The 19177-nt window shown below is 41.3% G+C and carries 18 protein-coding genes; 12 read left to right on the forward strand and 6 right to left on the reverse strand.

All coding sequences use genetic code 11. The features are described 5' to 3' along the window. Nucleotides 1–23: 23 nt before the first annotated feature. From ACTWPF_RS03430 to ACTWPF_RS03455, 6 genes are read left to right on the forward strand one after another with little or no spacing between them, the layout of a single operon-like run. Entirely contained in the window at nt 24–506 is a 483-nt protein-coding gene (locus ACTWPF_RS03430) for a PTS sugar transporter subunit IIA (RefSeq protein WP_443148290.1), read from the forward strand. 1 nt (nt 507) lies between these two features. Beyond that, the gene (locus ACTWPF_RS03435) at nt 508–795 is read left to right on the forward strand and encodes a PTS sugar transporter subunit IIB (protein WP_036576183.1); all 288 of its coding nucleotides are present in this window, start codon (nt 508–510) and stop codon (nt 793–795) included. A 60-nt stretch (nt 796–855) separates the two neighbouring features. After that, nucleotides 856–2115: a galactitol-specific PTS transporter subunit IIC gene (locus ACTWPF_RS03440; protein ID WP_106897934.1), complete on the forward strand. Its 1260-nt coding sequence runs from the start codon at nt 856–858 to the stop codon at nt 2113–2115. A gap of 37 nt (nt 2116–2152) precedes the next feature. Further along, nucleotides 2153–3184, forward strand: a complete 1032-nt coding sequence (locus tag ACTWPF_RS03445; protein ID WP_443148291.1) for a zinc-binding dehydrogenase — start codon at nt 2153–2155, stop codon at nt 3182–3184. Nucleotides 3185–3244: 60 nt separating this feature from the next. Continuing rightward, entirely contained in the window at nt 3245–3391 is a 147-nt protein-coding gene (locus ACTWPF_RS03450) for a hypothetical protein (RefSeq protein WP_199848562.1), read from the forward strand. Between the two features lie 24 nt (nt 3392–3415). Beyond that, nucleotides 3416–4468, forward strand: a complete 1053-nt coding sequence (locus ACTWPF_RS03455) for a galactitol-1-phosphate 5-dehydrogenase (RefSeq protein ID WP_443148292.1) — start codon at nt 3416–3418, stop codon at nt 4466–4468. 72 nt (nt 4469–4540) lie between these two features. On the opposite strand, the gene ACTWPF_RS03460 is transcribed toward ACTWPF_RS03455, so the two are convergent. Continuing rightward, on the reverse strand, nt 4541–4771 hold the full coding sequence (locus tag ACTWPF_RS03460) for a hypothetical protein (protein ID WP_443148293.1): 231 nt from the start codon (nt 4769–4771) through the stop codon (nt 4541–4543). 153 nt (nt 4772–4924) lie between these two features. On the opposite strand from ACTWPF_RS03460, the gene ACTWPF_RS03465 reads away from it, so the two are divergent. From ACTWPF_RS03465 to ACTWPF_RS03485, 5 genes are all read left to right on the forward strand, one after another. Beyond that, nucleotides 4925–6367 (forward strand): PTS mannitol transporter subunit IICB, encoded by a 1443-nt coding sequence (locus ACTWPF_RS03465; protein ID WP_106897930.1) that lies wholly within the window; start codon nt 4925–4927, stop codon nt 6365–6367. Nucleotides 6368–6568: 201 nt separating this feature from the next. Further along, entirely contained in the window at nt 6569–8689 is a 2121-nt protein-coding gene (locus ACTWPF_RS03470; RefSeq protein ID WP_443148294.1) for a BglG family transcription antiterminator, read from the forward strand. 15 nt (nt 8690–8704) lie between these two features. Next, nucleotides 8705–9142 (forward strand): PTS sugar transporter subunit IIA, encoded by a 438-nt coding sequence (locus ACTWPF_RS03475; RefSeq protein WP_036576169.1) that lies wholly within the window; start codon nt 8705–8707, stop codon nt 9140–9142. Next, entirely contained in the window at nt 9143–10303 is a 1161-nt protein-coding gene (locus tag ACTWPF_RS03480) for a mannitol-1-phosphate 5-dehydrogenase (RefSeq protein WP_443148295.1), read from the forward strand. Between the two features lie 46 nt (nt 10304–10349). Continuing rightward, nucleotides 10350–10919, forward strand: a complete 570-nt coding sequence (locus ACTWPF_RS03485; protein WP_443148296.1) for a hypothetical protein — start codon at nt 10350–10352, stop codon at nt 10917–10919. A gap of 1 nt (nt 10920) precedes the next feature. Here ACTWPF_RS03485 and ACTWPF_RS03490 read toward each other — a convergent pair whose 3' ends face one another. The 5 genes from ACTWPF_RS03490 to ACTWPF_RS03510 all read right to left on the reverse strand — a co-directional run bounded on the left by ACTWPF_RS03490 (nt 10921) and on the right by ACTWPF_RS03510 (nt 16416). Further along, a complete protein-coding gene (locus ACTWPF_RS03490) occupies nt 10921–11916 on the reverse strand; it encodes a LacI family DNA-binding transcriptional regulator (RefSeq protein WP_443148297.1) in 996 nt (331 codons plus the stop codon). A 68-nt stretch (nt 11917–11984) separates the two neighbouring features. After that, the gene (locus ACTWPF_RS03495) at nt 11985–12758 is read right to left on the reverse strand and encodes an alpha/beta hydrolase (RefSeq protein ID WP_443148298.1); all 774 of its coding nucleotides are present in this window, start codon (nt 12756–12758) and stop codon (nt 11985–11987) included. A 126-nt stretch (nt 12759–12884) separates the two neighbouring features. Then, nucleotides 12885–13706, reverse strand: a complete 822-nt coding sequence (locus ACTWPF_RS03500) for a carbohydrate ABC transporter permease (protein WP_106897924.1) — start codon at nt 13704–13706, stop codon at nt 12885–12887. A 13-nt stretch (nt 13707–13719) separates the two neighbouring features. Then, on the reverse strand, nt 13720–14604 hold the full coding sequence (locus ACTWPF_RS03505; protein WP_036576154.1) for a carbohydrate ABC transporter permease: 885 nt from the start codon (nt 14602–14604) through the stop codon (nt 13720–13722). A 573-nt stretch (nt 14605–15177) separates the two neighbouring features. Further along, nucleotides 15178–16416: a sugar ABC transporter substrate-binding protein gene (locus ACTWPF_RS03510; RefSeq protein WP_443148299.1), complete on the reverse strand. Its 1239-nt coding sequence runs from the start codon at nt 16414–16416 to the stop codon at nt 15178–15180. A 534-nt stretch (nt 16417–16950) separates the two neighbouring features. Here ACTWPF_RS03510 and bglX point away from each other — a divergent pair. Further along, nucleotides 16951–19110: a beta-glucosidase BglX gene (bglX, locus tag ACTWPF_RS03515; protein ID WP_443148300.1), complete on the forward strand. Its 2160-nt coding sequence runs from the start codon at nt 16951–16953 to the stop codon at nt 19108–19110. Nucleotides 19111–19177: the final 67 nt, after the last annotated feature.

Genomic DNA, 19177 nt, shown 5'->3' on the forward strand with positions numbered 1-19177 from the left:
CGAGAGAAACAGGGGGGCACAACATGAGTGAGATGTACTTTGATGATTCTATTATTCTCCTAAACTTGGAGGCAGATAATAAAGAAAAGGTGCTGACCAAGATGGGGCAGAACCTTCAGACACTGGGGTTAGTAAAGGATAGTTTTACAGACGCAATTATTGCTAGGGAAGCAGAATTTGCTACTGGACTTCCTACAAAAGGGGTCTCTGTTGCCATCCCACATACAGACGTAGAGCATGTAAATCGCAAAACGATAAGTGTTGCGGTATTGAAAGACCCAGTAGATTTTTGCGTAATGGGTGACGACGAGGAGACCACGCCTGTAAAAATAGTTTTTATGCTAGCGATGGATAAGCCGCATGATCAATTGTCACTTTTACAAAAACTGATGCAAATCTTTCAGGATGAGGCTACATTGGCTTCCATAGTAGAAGCAACGAGTGAAGCTGATGTCATGAAAGTATTGGCAGACAAATTAGAATTCGACTTTAAAGGAGGTGAGTAAGATGGAGAAAAAGAAACAGGTTTTAGTAGCTTGTGGAGCTGGAATTGCGACATCTACTGTAGTGAATGGTGCGATTGAAGAGATGGCAAAAGAAAACAATCTGAAAGTAAATTTGGTGCAAATCAAAATTTCAGAAGTAGGTGGCTATGTTGATACAGCTGATTTACTTGTTACAACTGCAATGACAAAAACAGAGTATCCGTTTCCAGTAATAAATGCACGCGCTTTCCTAACAGGAATTGGTGTAGAAGATACAAAGAAACAAATTTTAGAGGAACTAAAAAAATAATGCATAGTTGATCCCGGTTCTTCCGGGATCAAACAATATTTGTTTGAGGGGGATGGAACCATGCAAGGTTTTGTTGATGTTATACAGAGCTTTCTTGACTTAGGAGCTACGGTTATTTTACCAGTTGCAATTTTTCTATTAGGGTTATTTTTTGGGCAGAAACCAGGTAAAGCTTTTCGTTCCGGTTTAACGATTGGAGTAGCATTTGTCGGGATTTTCCTTGTTATTGACTTACTAGTTCTAAATTTAGGTCCTGCAGCACAGGGAATGGTAGATCGACTTGGTGTTGAGCTAAATGTCATTGACGTTGGCTGGCCAGCAACGTCCTCGATTGCTTGGGCATCTGTGGTAGCAGCGTTTATTATTCCATTAGGTCTTGTTGTAAACGTTATCATGTTGTTGACGAAAACAACAAAAACCATGAACGTGGATATTTGGAATTTCTGGCATTATACGTTTATGGCAGCAATGGTATATGCGATTTCTGACAGTATTATTCAAGGATTGATCGCTGCCGTACTATTCCAAATTATTTGCTTGAAGGTTGCGGATTGGACTGCACCAATGATGAGCGAATTTTATGAACTACCAGGTGTATCGATCGCTACAGGAAGTACGATCTCTTACGCACCAGGAATCTTCTTAGTTAAAGGGTTGCAAAGAATACCTGGAATTAAAAACTGGAATGCAGATCCTGAAACTATTCAAAAACGCTTTGGTATCTTTGGCGAATCGATATTCATTGGACTATTCCTAGGGGCAGCGATTGGTGCACTCGCTGGATATAGTGTTGGGGATATTATTGAAATTGGAATGGCGATGGCAGCTGTAATGGTATTGATGCCACGTATGGTAAAGATTTTGATGGAAGGGCTAATGCCTGTATCCGAATCAGCAAGAGAATGGTTAAACAAGCGATTTGGTGATAGAGAAATTTTAATCGGACTAGATGCAGCTGTTGCATTAGGACATCCTGCAGTTATCTCTACTGCTCTTATTCTCGTGCCAATCACAGTCGTTTTAGCTGTCATTCTACCAGGGAACGCAGTACTTCCGTTTGGTGACTTGGCAACCATTCCATTTATTGTTGCATTCATTGTAGGGGCCGCAAGAGGGAATATCGTGCATTCTGTCATCGTAGGAACGGTGATGATTGCCATTTCGCTATACATTGCAACAGATGTCGCACCAATGTTTACACAAATGGCGGAGAATGCAGATTTCAATATGCCAGAAGGCTCTGCGCAAATCTCCAGTATTGACCAAGGTGGAAACATCGTAAACTATGTCATTTATAAATTTTTCTCCTTATTTAATTAAGGGTTAACCGTACAATTCAAGCATGGGAGGAATTAGCATGAAGGCACTAGTGAAAACAGCACAAGGCTTTGGCAATTTGGAAGTGCAAGATAAGCACGTGCCGGAGCCTGGTCGAGATCAAGTGAAAATCGAAGTGAAATATGCAGGGATATGCGGATCAGATATACACACGTATGAAGGACATTATAAAGTGGGTGTTCCCGTCACATTAGGACATGAATTCTCCGGTGAAGTTGTAGAAGTCGGAGAAGGTGTAACTGAATTCCAAGTTGGAGATCGGGTTACTTCAGAGACAACGTTCTATATATGCGGAGAGTGTGCTTATTGTAAATCAGGTGACTACAATCTCTGTAATCATCGAAAAGGCTTGGGCACACAGCAGGATGGTGGCTTTGCAAAGTTCCTCGTTGCAAGAAAAGAAAGCGTTCATAAGTTACCGGAAAACGTTGATTTTCAATCAGCAGCGATGACAGAGCCATTGGCTTGTACCTACCACGCTGTTACTAAAACAGAAATTAACCAAGGGGATGTAGTGGTTGTGATTGGGCCTGGTCCAATCGGACTGCTTACCGCACAGGTTGTTAAAAGTAAGGGAGCAACCGTGATTATCACTGGATTAACAAATGATAAAGTCCGTCTCGATAAAGCGAAAGAATTGGGCATTGACTATACCGTTAACACGCAGGAACAGGATATTAAAGAACTCGTAAATAGCTTAACAGACGGCTATGGCGCCGATGTTGTTTTTGAATGTTCAGGGGCAGTTCCTGCAGCGAAGCAGGCACTTGATCTACTGCGTAAAAAAGGCCAATACGGGCAGGTTGGTTTGTTCGCTAAACCAGAGATTTCCTTTGACTTAGAAAAAATTATTCAAAAGGAAATCCGTGTTGTCGGTAGCAGGAGTCAAAAATCGGCAGACTGGGAACCATCTCTTGAGCTGATGAACAATGGAAGTGTTAACGCGAAGTCACTCGTAACCCATGAATATACCATTCAAGATTGGGATGCGGCGTATCAGGCTATTAAAAGCGGTGAAGCAATTAAGGTATTATTGACGCCGGTAGAATAGATTGGACCCCACGTGACAGTGGTGTATGACTAATTAATGGAAATGAAGGTGATTTATATGATGGATACATTTTTGGATTTTATGATTGGTCCATTTCGGTCCGTTTCCAGTTTTTATTTTGAATATCAGGTAATTTTTAACACGATTTTAGTAGGTGCTGTGCTTCTTAAGCTTACAACAAAGAAGAAGGATAAAGCAGCAAGTTAAAGTAATGGAGAAAGGGTGAGAGAATTGCGATCCCTTAAACTTTACGGGAAGCAAGATATTCGCTTCGAGGAAGCAGAAAAAGCCGTTATAACAGATACAGATGATGTCATTATAAAAGTAAAAGCAGTAGGGATTTGTGGCTCTGACATATCTAGATACAACAAGCTAGGACCATATGTCGAAGGGATGATTTTCGGGCATGAGTTTTCTGGTGAGGTGGTCGAAGTTGGAGATAGCGTCACCACTGTAAAGCCAGGAGACCGTGTTGCGGCTTGTCCAACTTTTTATTGCGGGGAATGTGAAAGCTGTAAAAAGGGAGAGCTTGCTAGATGTGAAAAGCTTACGGTGATTGGCGCGAGACACCCTGGTGCCTATGCGGAATTTGTTAAATTACCAGAAGAGAATGTTTTACCACTTCCAGATGAAGTCGATTTTGATAGTGCAGCACTAGTAGAACCTTCCGCTGTTGTGGTACATGGTTTTTACCGTACAACAATTAGGCCAGGGAGTGAAGTTGCGGTGATGGGCTGTGGAAATATTGGGTTGTTGGCTGTACAATGGGCAAAAATATTTGGAGCGAAAAAGGTATACGCCATTGATATCGATCCTGCCAAATTAAGTGTAGCGCAAGAATTGGGGGCAGATGTGCTAATTAATCCACTCGATAAACCAGCACATGAACAAATTCTTGAGCATTCAAATGGAACAGGAGTAGATCTGGCCGTAGAGTCAGCGGGATCACCGATAACGTCAGCTCAAATCTTTTCTTTACCTAAAAAGGGAGGCGAGGTCGTATTTATGGGCATCCCGTACGCAGATATTAACATTGAACGCTTCTTTTTTGAAAAAATCGTTCGCAACGAATTAAACGTATACGGTTCATGGAATGCCATTTCTTCTCCATTTCCGGGCAGGGAGTGGAGTACAACAATTCATTATATGGCAACAGGCCAACTTCAAATTAAACCAATCATTAGTCACCGCCTGCCTTTATCAGCAGGACCGGAAACATTTGACCGCATCATTAATCGAAAAGAATCATACGGAAAAGTGCTCTTTTATCCAGAGCAAGGTTAAAACATAGGGGATATATATAAGAAACGTCCGAGAAGGGCGTTTTTTTGTATACATATAAAGGTTGGTGAAAGATTAAAGTAATGTTGGGTTGTTTGTATAATCGATTGGCGCGTATATGCGGTTGATTGGAAGACTTGTATGCTGGATTGGAGCGTCTATGTGGTTGATTGGAAGACTTGTATGCTGGATTGGAGCGTCTATGTGATTGATTGAACCTCTCGTATGATCGATTGGAACGCCTACGTGATTGATTGAACCTCTCGTATGATCGATTTCCGCAGCAAGCATGCTCGATAGTACCATTCTTCTGAGCCTTCTCATCAAATTTTGTCAACAAGTGTTTTGCCAAAGTTGTATTTAGATTACGTTGTACTACTCGAATCTGGGGAATAGAATTAGGATAGTAAAATGTTTTCATTTATTTATTCATTATAATTTGAGAGAGGGGTAACGAAAATGGCAGAAAAGAAAGGTTTTCGCGCCAAGGTTCAACGCTTTGGCAGTTACTTAAGTGGCATGATCATGCCAAATATCGGCGCATTTATTGCGTGGGGGATTATTACAGCACTCTTTATTCCAGATGGCTATTTCCCAAATGAAAGTCTTGGGGCAATGGTTGACCCAATGATTAAATACTTATTACCACTATTGATCGGTTTTACTGGTGGACGAATGGTTTATGATCTACGTGGTGGGGTTGTCGGGGCAACTGCAACAATGGGGGTTATCGTTGGTGCAGGTATTCCAATGTTCCTCGGCGCAATGGTAATGGGACCACTTTCTGGTTACATTATGAAGAAGTTTGATGATATGTTTAAAGATAAAGTGAAATCCGGATTTGAGATGCTTTACAACAACTTCTCTTCTGGTATTATCGGAGCAATTCTTGCAATACTTGCTGCATTAGCAATTGGTCCTGTTGTAGAAGGTTTGAACAATGGGTTAGCTGCAGGTGTTGAAGCAATTATCGGTGCAGGTTTGCTACCACTAGCAAGTATTATTATTGAACCAGCAAAAATTCTATTCTTAAACAATGCGATTAACCATGGTATCTTAAGCCCAATTGGTGTCGAACAAGCAGCAAATGCTGGCAAATCGATCCTATTCCTATTGGAAGCAAACCCAGGACCAGGTCTTGGAATCTTGCTTGCCTTCAGTATTTTTGGTAAAGGTGCATCAAAGGCCTCGGCTCCTGGTGCAGCACTAATCCAATTTGTTGGTGGTATTCATGAAATTTACTTCCCATACATCCTAATGAAGCCAATGTTGCTTCTTGCAGTAATCGGTGGGGGTATGAGTGGTGTGTTCACACTATCTTTATTTGATGCAGGACTTAGAGCTGCAGCTTCACCAGGAAGTATTTTTGCAGTCTATGCGATGGCAACACCAGATAGCTATCTTGGTGTAACACTTGGTGTACTTGTAGCCGCTGTTGTTTCCTTCTTAATTGCTTCCGTAATCTTGAAAACAAGCAAATCAGAAGCAGACTTAGCAGAAGCTACTGGCCAAATGGAAGCGATGAAAGGCAAGAAAAGTTCTGTAGCTGGTACATTAAATGCCGGTGAAACTGCTGAAGCAGATGCATTGAACCAAACGCCAGTCGATACAGAAAAAGACGCAGCAGAGGTTGATAAGGTTATCTTTGCCTGTGATGCGGGTATGGGTTCAAGTGCAATGGGAGCTTCTTTATTGAAAAACAAATTTAAAAAAGCTGACATTGATATTTATGTTAATAACCATGCAATTAACGAGATTCCTGATGATGCAGATATCGTTATTACGCATAGAGATCTTACGGATCGTGCAAAAGAAAAGATCCCAACAGCTGAGCATATTTCTGTTGAGAACTTCTTAAACAGTCCAAAATATGATCAATTGGTAGAGAGACTTAAAAAGTAGTAAGATAAAAAGTAGGGCAGGGGGTAACTCCTTGCCCTCTTATGTTTTTTAAAAGTTGAAAAGGAATGTGCGCTGGCCGACGGTGTAGATCTTATGGGCGAAGATGAGGCTCGCACGGCCGATATCCCGCAGACTTGGTAGATACACCGGCCAACTTACTCGATAAACACAACTTAAATTTAATACGACACGATAAGGGAGGTGAATGGCTTGTATATCACAGCGCGGGTTCGGAGGATGCTTCAGGTTTTACTTCAGGCATATGATGGTATAACAGTGAAGGAAATTGCAGCGACACTCGATGTTAGTGAGCGGACCATTCACCGAGACCTTAAAGAACTAGAGGATTTGGCAAAAGAATTTCAGCTAAATTTAGTAAAGCGTGCAGGTGTAGGCCTTTCGCTTGAAGGGAAAAAGGAAGATAAAGACAGGTTAAACAAAGAGCTGATGCAAACAGCGGAGCTTGATCTTTCTTCTGAAGAAAGGCAGGCAGTCATTCTTTCCATTTTGTTTGAGGCACAAGAGCCAATAAAATTGTATGCTTTAAGCAGCGAATTACGCGTAACAACTGCTACCGTAAGAAATGACCTTGATCAGCTTGAAACGGAACTGGAGAGGTACAATCTGCAGCTTATCCGAAAAAGAGGCTCGGGTGTTCAAATCACAGGGAAAGAAGCAAGTAAACGTGCTGCGATCAGTAACCTGATTTCCCAATATGTGGAGCCTTATGATTTTATCAGCTTAATCAAGCAAAACATCCAGAAAAAATCAGGGATACAAACAGATAAAATCTCCAATCGATTACTTGGTCTGGTGGATGCTGATAAGCTGCATGTTATTGAAGAAAGAGTCGAACAGGCGAGACATGAACTGCCTAATGACTTGGCTGATAGTGCTTATGTTGGACTGGTTGTCCACTTGGCTTTGGCGATGGAGCGTTTAAAAAGAGGAGAAAAAATCCGCTTTGATCCAACGTCCTGGAAGCAGCTGCAAGGCACAAGGGAATTTGCGATAGCGAAGAAAATGCTTTTGGATTTAGAAGTATCATTGGATATGGACATCCCAGAGGATGAGATAGGTTATATCACGATGCATTTATTAGGCGCTAAGCTACGCGCGGATCAGAATTATCTCATTGAAGATACAAGTATGGATGTCGCTTTTAAAGCAAAAGCTCTTATAGACCATGTTGGAAATCAATTGAATGTGGACTTAGCGGAAAATGCGGTCATGTTAAACGACCTCGTAGCACATTTAAAGCCGACCATGTATCGGTTGCAACAGGAAATGAATATAAAGAATCCACTCTTAAAAGAGATCATGAATGATTATCGCGATCTTTTTGACATCGTTCGGGCTGGTGTTTTGGAAGTTTTTCCAGGCATCTCTTTTCCAGACGATGAAATTGGCTATTTGGTACTCCATTTTGCCGCTATTCTTTTGCATGACGATAACAAAACAGACTTACACGCTCTTGTTATCTGTTCTAGCGGAATTGGGACGGCAAAAATGCTTGCCACAACCTTACAACAGCGCATACCCGAGATTAGACATGTCGATAATAAATCCATGTTTGATCTGCAGGAATTGCCGGTTGGTGGCTATGATATTATCGTGTCGACTATCCCGTTGCAGGGCTTTGATGGAGAGTATATCCTAGCTTCACCAATACTGACAAAGCAAGAAGTGCACCGGATTAAAAAAGCGATCCGACAAAAAAAGCTAACCGTGACCAAGAAGCCAGCTAATAAGGAAGTCCATGGCATGATTTCCACAGCTACTTCTGCTGAAGAGTTTATTAGGAGGCTTCGAGGCGTCGAGGTTTATTCTCGCGTCATGTTACAGATCCTTGATCATTTTTCGATAAAGAGCCTTACGGAAAAACGAACTACGAAAGATATGCTGCATATCGTCTGCACAGAGCTGGCACAGGAGGGAGCCCTTTCTGATCCTAATCAAGTTTTTCAAATGCTTGTAGAACGTGAAAAACTGAGTGGACTTGGGATACCAGAAACGAAGTTAGGATTGTATCACACTAGATCAAATGGGGTGAACAGGCCGAGCTTCACGGTATACCATCTTGAACATCCGGTAACCGTAAAGGGGATGGATGATCGGGACATGCAAATGCAGACTATCCTGCTCATGCTGGCACCAGAAGAGACAGAACAGGAAGCGTTGGAGGTCATGAGTTTACTAAGTGGGATGATCATCCAGGGCAGGGAGCGGATTCAATTGTTTGAATCCGGGGAAGAAGCAGCGATAAAGCAGCTTTTTATAGAGGAGTTTCAAAAATTACTAAACGAAAAAAATTTATTATAAGGAGTGCATCAAGCTATGGCAAAAGAAGTATTAAGCAAAGACAATATTAAACTAAATGTATCATTAAACAGCAAGGAAGAGGCAATTCGTTACACGGGTGGCATCCTAGCAGATAATGGCTATGTAGAAGCTTCTTACATCGATAAAATGTTAGAGCGTGAAGAATTGACATCCACTTTCATGGGAAATAACGTTGCTATCCCTCATGGTACAGAGGATGCAAAAGGAATGGTTACAGAAACTGGTCTTTCCGTTGTGACAGTTCCAGAAGGTATTGATTTTGGCGATGGAAATATCGTTAAAGTGCTTATTGGTATTGCTGGTAAAGGTGACGAGCATTTGGAGGTCCTATCTAAAATTGCGATTGTTCTTTCAGAAGAAGAAAACATTCAAACCATTCTTGATGCTTCTTCAGAAGAAGAGATCATCCGTATTTTCAGTGAGGTGAACTAAATGCAAGCCGTACATTTCGGAGCAGGAAACATCGGGCGTGGGTTTATTGGCTCCTTGCTTTATCAAGCAGGTTATCACACCACTTTTGTCGACGTAAATGATAAAGTGATTGAGGAATTAAACAATAAACAACAGTATAATGTTATTTTGGCTGCAGAAAACAAAGAACAGTTGACTGTGAAAAATGTTTCTGGGATAAATAGTATGCAAGATCCAGATAGTGTTGTTGCTGGAATTGAAAAGGCTGATATTGTAACAACGGCTGTTGGGCCAAATATCCTGCCAATTATCGCAGAGTTAATTGCCAAAGGATTACGTGCTCGACTAGCTTCCAATCCAACGGAGCTGAATATTATTGCATGTGAAAACATGGTTGGTGGAAGTACTTTATTAAAAGAAAAAGTAATGGATCACGTACCAGCAGAAGAACAGGAGAAAATGGCTACGTTATTTGGTTTCCCTGACGCAGCAGTTGACCGCATTGTACCAAACCAGGTTAATGAGGATCTGCTTGAAGTATCTGTAGAGCCATATTACGAGTGGGTGGTAGACCGTTCTGCAATCAAAGGTGAAGTTCCAAACATTGACGGCATTACCTTTGTAGAAGATCTAACACCGTATATTGAACGTAAACTGTTTACAGTTAACACAGGTCATACTGTACCTGCATATATCGGGCATTACATGGGCTACAAAACCATTAATGAAGCAATGCATGATGAAAAAGTTCTAGAAATCCTAAGCGGTACATTAAATGAATCAGGTGAAGCATTGATTCAAACGTACGGGTTTGATAGAGATGAACACCAGACGTATATCAAGAAAATTATTGGCCGTTTCCAAAACCCGTATATTTCCGATGAAGTAACACGTGTAGGACGTGGCCCAATTCGTAAGCTCGGCGCAAAAGATCGCCTTATTCGCCCTGCTAGCGTGTACTTAGAAACAACAGGCAAAGAACCCGTATTTCTAGCAAAAACAATTGCTGCAGCACTTTCCTATCAATTTGATGAGGATGCGGAAGCAGTAGAATTGCAAGAAAAAGTAGTACAGCAAGGATACGAACAAGCACTACAAACTGTAGCTGGCTTAGAAGCAGGAAGTCCTTTGGTCGAAAGTGTTATGAAGCAATTAGAAGAAATAAAACAATTAAAAGCGTAGATTTAGATGAAGGCGAAAGCTCCTCCTTGGTGAGGAGCTTTTTGTTTTGCAGATTTTATTAACCTTTAGTTGCTTAAATCGCTCACATGGAGCTCCCAATCAACGAGAAGAGCAGTCCAATCGCTCAGAAGATGTTCCCAATCAACGAGAAGAGCAGTCCAATCGATCACAAGATGCTCCCAATCAACGAGAAGAGCAGTCCGATCGCTCACATGGAGCTCCCAATCAACGAGAAGAGCAGTCTAATCAATCACATGGAGCTCCCAATCAACGAGAAGAGCAGTCCAATCGCTCACAAGATGCTCCCAATCAACGAGAAGAGCAGTCTAATCGATCACAAGATGCTCCCAATCAACGAGAAGAGCAGTCTGATCGCTCACATGGAGCTCCCAATCAACGAGAAGAGCAGTCCAATCAATCACATGGAGCTCCCAATCAACCAGAAGAGCAGTCCAATCAATCACATGGAGCTCCCAATCAACGAGAAGAGCAGTCTGATCGATCCCAAGATGCTCCCAATCAACCAGAAGAGCAGTCCAATCAATCACAAGATGATTCCAATCAACCACCCCACAAAAAAAGCTCCAACCACATGGTTAGAGCTTCCCTAATCTAATCTATTCTGACACATGCCTCACAGATTCGCGCTCTACAAGTTCTGTTGAAAGCTTGTAATGGTTATCTGTTTTTTCGCCGCCTAACAGTTGAAAGATGAGGTGGGCAGCAAGGGCCCCGACTTCGTATTTTGGCTGTTTAATAGTTGTTAGTGGCGGGGTTACATATTCGGATAATTGGATATCATCATAGCCAATGATGGAAATATTATCGGGTATGCTGATATTGTTTTCTTTAAAAGCTTGAAGTCCGCCGACTGCCATCTCATCATTTGCGTAAAAAATGGCTTGAGGAAGGTTCCGCTGGGCGATAAGCAATTTTGTCGCCCGGTAGCCGCCCTCTCTTGTGAAATCACTGGCAATATCCCATTTTGATTGATACGTAATATTATAGTTTTCTAATGCCTTTCGATACCCTTTATACCGTTGCACGTTATCGTGAGAGGCTGCTGGTCCACTAATAAACGCAATTTGCTTATGGCCATGGTTGATTAAATACTCTGTAGCATGATAGCCTCCATGTATATTATCCACTTCCACATGGTAGATAGACTCATCTTCCAGATAACGATCAAGCACAACGAGTGGGGACCCGTGCTGTGCTGCGTCAAGTGTAATGGCGTCGCTAATATTATGGGCAAGAATAATCGCTCCATCTACACGCTTTTCCGTGAGGAATTTTACTGCAGTCGATTGTGCGCCGCCAATCGAACTACAAGCAATTAGATCATACCCATTAGCCGATGTGACATCCTGCACCCCTTGAATAAGCTCTGAATAGAAGGGTCCAGAGAGATCGCTCAAAAGCAGTGCGATGGTGTTTGTCTTTGTTCTTTTTAAATCAGAAGCAAAGCCGTTCTTCTTATAGTTTAATGCTTTCGCCGCTTCTTCAACCCTTTTCTTTGTTGCCATACTTATTCTTGGACTGTTGTTTAAGGCGTAGGAAACAGTGGATATTGCGACCCCAGCACGTTTTGCTACATCTTTTATAGTTGCCATGTCATTTTCCTCCAACGATTCATTACTAACATCGTATCATACATTATATGCTAGGAATTACCTGAATTTTACCGAATAGGGAGCCATTTCAATATGTCCTGGATCTTATCATCCCAATACTCCCAAGTATGGTCTCCAGGTCCGAAATCATACGTATAGTCAAGGTCCGTTTCTTTGCATATACGATGAAAACGTAAATTATGTTCATATAAGAAATCTTCAGTACCACAAGATTGATAAAGCATTGGTTTTTCATTGGATGATTCATTTAATCGTTCCAGCTTATAGATTAAATCATTCTCTGTTTTGCTGACATCCGCTTCACCAAAAACGAGCTCCAATGATCTCTTTTTGTCACCAGGCTCTTTTCTAACATTTGCTAAATGGTATACCATATCGGTAACACCAGACATGCTAGCTACTGCTGCAAAGCGATTAGGGAAATTCAATGCCCATTTCAATGCACCAAAGCCACCCATCGAATGACCTGCTACAAAGTTGTCCTCCCGTTTTTCAGAAAGGGGGAAGAAAGATCTGGCAGCTGCGGGGAGCTCTTCCGTTAAAAATGTCCAGTACTTTCCGCCATGAGCCATATCTGTATAATAGCTGTTATCAAGACCTGGCATAACGATAGCAATCCCTTTGTCAGCGGCGTACCGCTCAATAGATGTAGTTCTAAGATAGGCGGTGTGATTGTCACTGAAGCCATGTAGAAGAAATAGGGTTGGGTATTTCTTGTTTCCTGTAGCGCCATCCTTAAAGGAAGGCTGTGGTAAAATGACGTTCATAGAAACAGATCTTGATAAAACCTCTGACGAAAATTCACATTGAAATAGAGCCATGTCATTTTTCCTTTCTAATACGATTAGGAAAGGAGAAGGTTCGCCAGTAAGCGATTCTCCAACTGTCCATCGTTTAGTTATTTTATCCCGCCTAAACGGGGGGTAAGACCTCTGCTGGGTTAAGTTTTATTTTATCCCAGAAACGTTGAACCCTTCCACAATATGTTTCTGGAAGATGATAAAGATAATGAGTACAGGAACAACCATGAAGGTGGAGCCTGCCATCTGCAAGCCGTAGTTTGACACGTTTTGGTCTTGTAGTAGTGCAAGGCCTACCGATAACGTGTACAACTTTTCATCGTTTGCGATAATCAATGGCCATAGGAAGCTATTCCATGAACCGATGAATGTCAGGATAACCTGTACGGCGAGAATTGGTTTTGCCAACGGAATAATCAACTTAAGGAAAATATACATTTCGCCAGCACCATCAAGGCGGGCTGCTTCGATCAGGTCATCTGGAATGGTTACCATAAACTGACGAATTAAGAAAATATTAAATGCAGCAATTAACCCAGGGAGAATAATCCCTGCCATGCTATTCGTTAAGCCAGCTTCATTTAGGATCAAGTACGTAGGAATCATGGTAACCTGACCAGGTATCATCATGGTAAGAAGCACAACAGCGAACCAAATTTCTTTTCCTTTAAACTGAAACTTACCAAAGCCATAGCCGGCCATAGTGTTTAACAGTAAACCGATCATGGAGAAAAAGACGATGACCAATGTATTTACTAAGTAAACGTCAAAGTTCAAATTTGTAAATAGATTTATATAATGCTCAAATGTTGGAGCATTTGGGAACAAGGTTGGCGGAATACTTAATACTTCTCTTTCATTCTTAAATGAGCTAAGTATCATCCAAACAAATGGCAGTGATACAAGCAGACCGCCAATGAAAAGGACCGTGTTGATAATGGCACGTTCAAAATTATTTTTTAAATCCATGGAAGCCGCCTCCTTAATTATCTTCAGATTTTCTTAGTTTAAATTGTAATAGAGTTGCTAGAATGATAATGATGAACAGAACAAAGGATGCTGCTGCACCATAGCCAAATTCACTATATTGGAAACCTTCTTGATAGATAAATAGAGCAAGTGAATTCGTGCCATTCAAAGGTCCACCTTCTGTCATAACAAATGGTTCCTCGAAGAATTGTAACCAGCCAATTAGTGTTGTAACCACAACAAAGAAAGTAGCAAAGCTCATAGAAGGTAGCGTAATTTTGAAAAGCTTCTGCCAGCGGTTTGCGCCATCAATGTCTGCTGCTTCATAATACATGTTAGGAATAGATTGCAGTGCTGCAAGGAAAATGAGCATGCTGACACCATTACTCTTCCAAACCGCCATTGCAATCAAGGAAAGTTTAGCAATAAATGGATCCTCTAACCATGGGATAGCGTCAAAATTCACAAGAGACAATAGATAGTTAAAAAGTCCATATTCCTGATTGTAGAGGAAACTCCATACAACAGCTATCGCTACAATGTTTGTTACAGAAGGAACATAATAGATGACGCGAAACGTAGTGGACATCCAGTCAGATACAAGTTTTAATAGTAGTGCGATGACAAAGGAACTGATTACAGCCAAAGGCACCCCAATAATAACGTAAATAAAAGTGTTCCCCATCGATTTAAGAAAAACATCGTCCTGGAATAACTGGACAAAGTTATCGAAGCCGATAAAACTGATTTGCGACCAGTTTGCTAACCCGCTTAAATTCATATCTGTAAAACTAATAACTAATGAAACAAGGATCGGTAGGAAAGAAAATATACCGAGTAGTATAACAGCAGGCATAATAAAGAAATATGGTGTTAAATTACTTTTAAAGCGATTCATTACGTTCACCCCTTAATTGACATGTCGAAAGGTTTAGGATTTCCTTTCACTTGTGTGTGCGCTTGTTCTACATACTGACAGGAGTTGGTTCCATATTAAGTTTAGAGAAGTTGAAACGTTTCTATTAAACCGATGCAACCGAAATATTGGAATCGTTTTCAACAAATCAATAAAAAATGTAAGGAAACTCCCGCAACTGGTATTGGTATAAGTATTATATGATGAACTCGTTTCACTTTCTTATTAAAATATAAGTTGTTGAAACGTTTCTATAATTTGATTATAGTGGGTTTTGAAATCGATTGCAAGAAAAAATTCCTCCTTTTCTATCATTTTTCGCAAACTATAGATTAGGAGATCTGCTAACGACTATTCCAGACTGAACAAGGCGAAGTAATATAGAGGGAGGAGAGGGGCTAATCTGCTGGAGTGAACAAAAACGCTGAGCGCATTCGAAGCTATTGGCTCATTCGCATACGTTTAACTACTATTGTTAAAAAAATAGAGCTTATCATGCCGTAGCGCTGATAAACTCTATTTCGTATTTTATGATTCTAAGATTTTACTTATCTACTACTCACCGAGAACGCGTGCTGCCTCAGCTTTGTAATCCTCTAATGCTTCATCAATATCCGCGCCACCACGGTTGATTTGCTCAAGCATATTCAGAATCTCTTGACCTAATCTTTCATACTCAGGAATTAATGGAAGTGGCTGTGTTGATTTCAATTGCTCACCAAACGTCGCAACCATATCGTTTTCCGTTAATGCAGGATCTTCCCAAGCGGTTAGGTTTGCAGGCAGTTCACTAAATTCCTCATACCATTTTACTTGTGTTTCCGGGTCTGCCATCCAGTTGATGAAATCTAGCGCTTGGTCTACTTTTTCAGAGTTATTGAAAACAGCCAAGTGTGCGCCACCCATCATAGAATTGTTGTTCTCTGCTTTAGGCATCACTTTAACATCCCATTGCCCTTCAATCTCAGGAGCTCTTTCGGTAATTGTTTTGATATCCCAAGGGCCACTGAAGAACATTGGCTTTGAGCCATCTTCAAATGCTTGGAAGAATTCTTTTCCTTCTCCAGTTTGAGAAAGTTCTTCACTATAGAAAAGGTTGTGTAACTCAATTGCTTCTTTGAAACCAGGATCTTCAAAGCTTGCGGATCCTTTATCCATATCATAATTCCAACCATGCTCCCATGCTAATAAGAACGGGAATTGAGGATCTGTTGCAGGTAAGTCAATGGCATACTGTCCATCACCACGATCAGCCAACTGGCGAGATACATCTACCATATCATCCCATGTTTGTGGACCTTCAGGATATCCAACTTCTTCTAGTAAATCAGTACGATAGAATAAAGCACGTGTATCAACATACCAAGGAATTCCGATCGTAGTGTCTTCATATTTCGTTGTTTCAACAGCAGATTCATAGAAATTGTCAGCTGCTAAGTTGTCATAGTCACCAATTTTATCCGAAATATCAAGAAATGTTCCTGCTTCGGCAAATTCTGCAACCCATGTTGTACCAATCTGTAGAACATCCGGTCCATTGCCTGAAGCTACAGCAGTTAGAAGTTTGTCATGGGCGTTATCCCAAGGGATTGCCTGTACTTCAACAGTTACACCAGATTCATCTTCATACTCTGTTACAAATTCTTCTAATCCACTTGTCATTGTCCAAACGGAAATAGTATCCGAATCACTTGAGGATCCACTGCTCGATTCATCATCAGATGAACAAGCGCCTAATACAAGTACCACACTTAGCAAAATTGCTGTAAGCCATGCATATTTATTGTTTTTCATACGTACACCCCTTAAATATAGTAGTTTTAATTATAATGAAGTATTTCAGAGTCTTCCATGTTCTGGCTAGTTACACCGTCACTCCTTGTTCAGAGAGTTTTATTGAAACGTTTCTCCAAAAATAGCATAAAACATTTTGAAATCGTTTTCAAGTTTAGATTAAAAAATACTCACTTTACGTGAATTTATAATCACTTTTTGTTGTTGTGGCGGTTCTTGTGGAGAGGAGAATAAAATTCCCCTGTTGAAAATTCTATGTTTTTTGTTGAAACGTTTCTACAAATCGATTATAGTAGTATTTGAAACCGATTGCAACTATTAATTTATTTTTTGGCAGATAGGGAAGTAGAAAACATCTCTACTGCCTAAGTGTCAAAAAGGATGGCGGTAAGCCAAATATTCTAAAATTTACCTAGGAAGCAATGAGGACGTAGTTGAAATGATGAGGTCCTAAGTATAAGAAGAAAGAATGCAAGTTTTTCAAAAAATCTAAGCCAACGAAAGTTTATAATATGTTGAAACGGAGGAAGACACATGACAGACCAATTCCTACACGATTTATTAGGTAGAATGACAACAGATGAAAAAGTAGCACAGCTCATGCAGCTTGCAACACCATTCTTTAAAGGTGCATCGAACAGCGGAGAGATTACCGGTCCGATGGTAAATATGAACGTTACAGATGAAACAGTGGAAAATACAGGTTCCGTACTCGGTGCGTGGGGTGCAAAAGAAATAAAAGCAATCCAAGAACGCCATTTACAGGAAAACAGATTGGGAATACCGCTTTTAATGATGGCGGATGTCATACACGGATACCGGACAATTTTTCCGGTGCCACTCGCAATAGGTAGCTCATGGGACTTGGAGCTTGCAGAAAAGAGTGCACAGATTGCAGCGAAAGAGGCAGCTGTTTCAGGTATTCATGTAACCTTTGCTCCAATGGTTGACCTTGTACGCGATCCACGTTGGGGACGTGTTATGGAGTCAACAGGAGAAGATCCTTATTTGAATGGAGAGTTTGCTAGAGTTCAAGTAGAGGGATTCCAGGGCGATGATTTAAAGAATAATACGGACACCCTCGCTTCTTGTGTGAAGCATTTTGCTGCATATGGTGCAGCAGAAGGTGGGCGTGATTACAATACAGTCAATATGTCAGAACGAGATTTAAGAGAATATTACCTGCCTGCTTATAAAGCTGCACTGGAGGCAGGAAGTGAAATGGTCATGACTGCATTTAATACGGTTGATGGCATTCCCGCTACCGGAAACAAAACCTTGATGCGTGATCTTCTCCGTGAGGAATGGGGCTTTGATGGTGTCTTGATTTCTGACTGGGGCGCTGTGAAAGAGCTTATCCCACATGGGGTTGCTGCCAACGAGAAAGAAGCAGCCGAAAAGGCTATAAAAGCAGGTTTGGACATTGAAATGATGACAACAACGTATGCCAGCCATCTTAAGGAATTGATTGAAGAAGGAAAAGTTGATGCAAGTCTATTAGATGAAGCTGTCTTACGGGTGCTTGAATTAAAACAGAAACTAGGCTTATTTGAAAACCCGTATCGGGGAGCGGATGAAGAACGTGAAAAAGAGGTGATCCGCTGTGACGAGCATCGCCAAACAGCACAGGACCTTGCCACTAAATCGGCTGTCCTTTTGAAGAATGACCGTGTTCTTCCATTGAAAAAAGAGCAAAAAATTGCCCTCATCGGCCCATTTGCGGAAGGAAACGATATTCTTGGCCCATGGTCTTTCCTCGGTTCAACGGATGATGCGATTACAGTGAAGGCTGGAATTGAGCAAAAACTAAACAAAGAAGTTATAGCCGCTAAAGGCAGTGACATTGAAACAGGAGAAGATGCAGACTTGCGAGAAGCCATCAAATTAGCAAGTGAGGCAGAAGTAGTTATACTTGCACTTGGCGAGGCTTCGGAAATGAGTGGAGAAGCAGGCTCTAGAACAAATATTCAGCTACCAGCACCACAGCTTAAACTGGTAGAAGAGATTGTAAAACTCGGAAAGCCAACTGTAGCAGTGCTATTTAATGGTAGACCACTAGATTTACACGGCGTAATTGATAAAACAGATGCGGTACTGGAAGCGTGGTTCCCAGGCACGGAAGGCGGAGCCGCCATTGCAGATTTACTGTACGGGGAAGTGAATCCTTCAGGTAAATTAACCATGTCGTTCCCAGACAATGTTGGACAAGTACCTGTCTACTACAATCATTTCAACACAGGCCGACCAAAAGGAGCGCCAGATGCGCAGATTCGCTATGTATCACAGTACCTTGATAGCCCGAATGCGCCAATGTTTCCGTTTGGATATGGCCTTAGTTACACGACCTATGCCTATGACCAATTCTCCCTTTCCAGTGAGACACTTAAGAAGGGAGAAAAGCTTACAGCACAAGTTAACGTAACCAACACTGGAAAAGTAGCAGGCGAAGAAATTGTGCAACTATATATTCAAGACAAAGTAGGCGAAGTAGTTCGCCCAATGAAGGAATTAAAAGGATTTGAAAAGATCCATCTAGAACCAGGCGAGACGAAAGCAGTCCAATTTACAATCACAGAAGAGCAACTGCGTTATCACCATGCAGATCTAAGCTACACAAGTGACCCAGGCGAATTTGTCGTGTATGTAGGACCCAATAGTGCAGAGGTAGAAGCACAGAGCTTTGAATTAGAATAGAAAAGTGATGGATCCCTGATTAGAGCGGGTGTATCGGCTGTGAGCGAGGGAACATCGGCCGGGAACG

Source organism: Oceanobacillus sp. M65 (genome assembly GCF_052246275.1).
Lineage (GTDB): Bacteria > Bacillota > Bacilli > Bacillales > Amphibacillaceae > Oceanobacillus_B > Oceanobacillus_B jordanicus.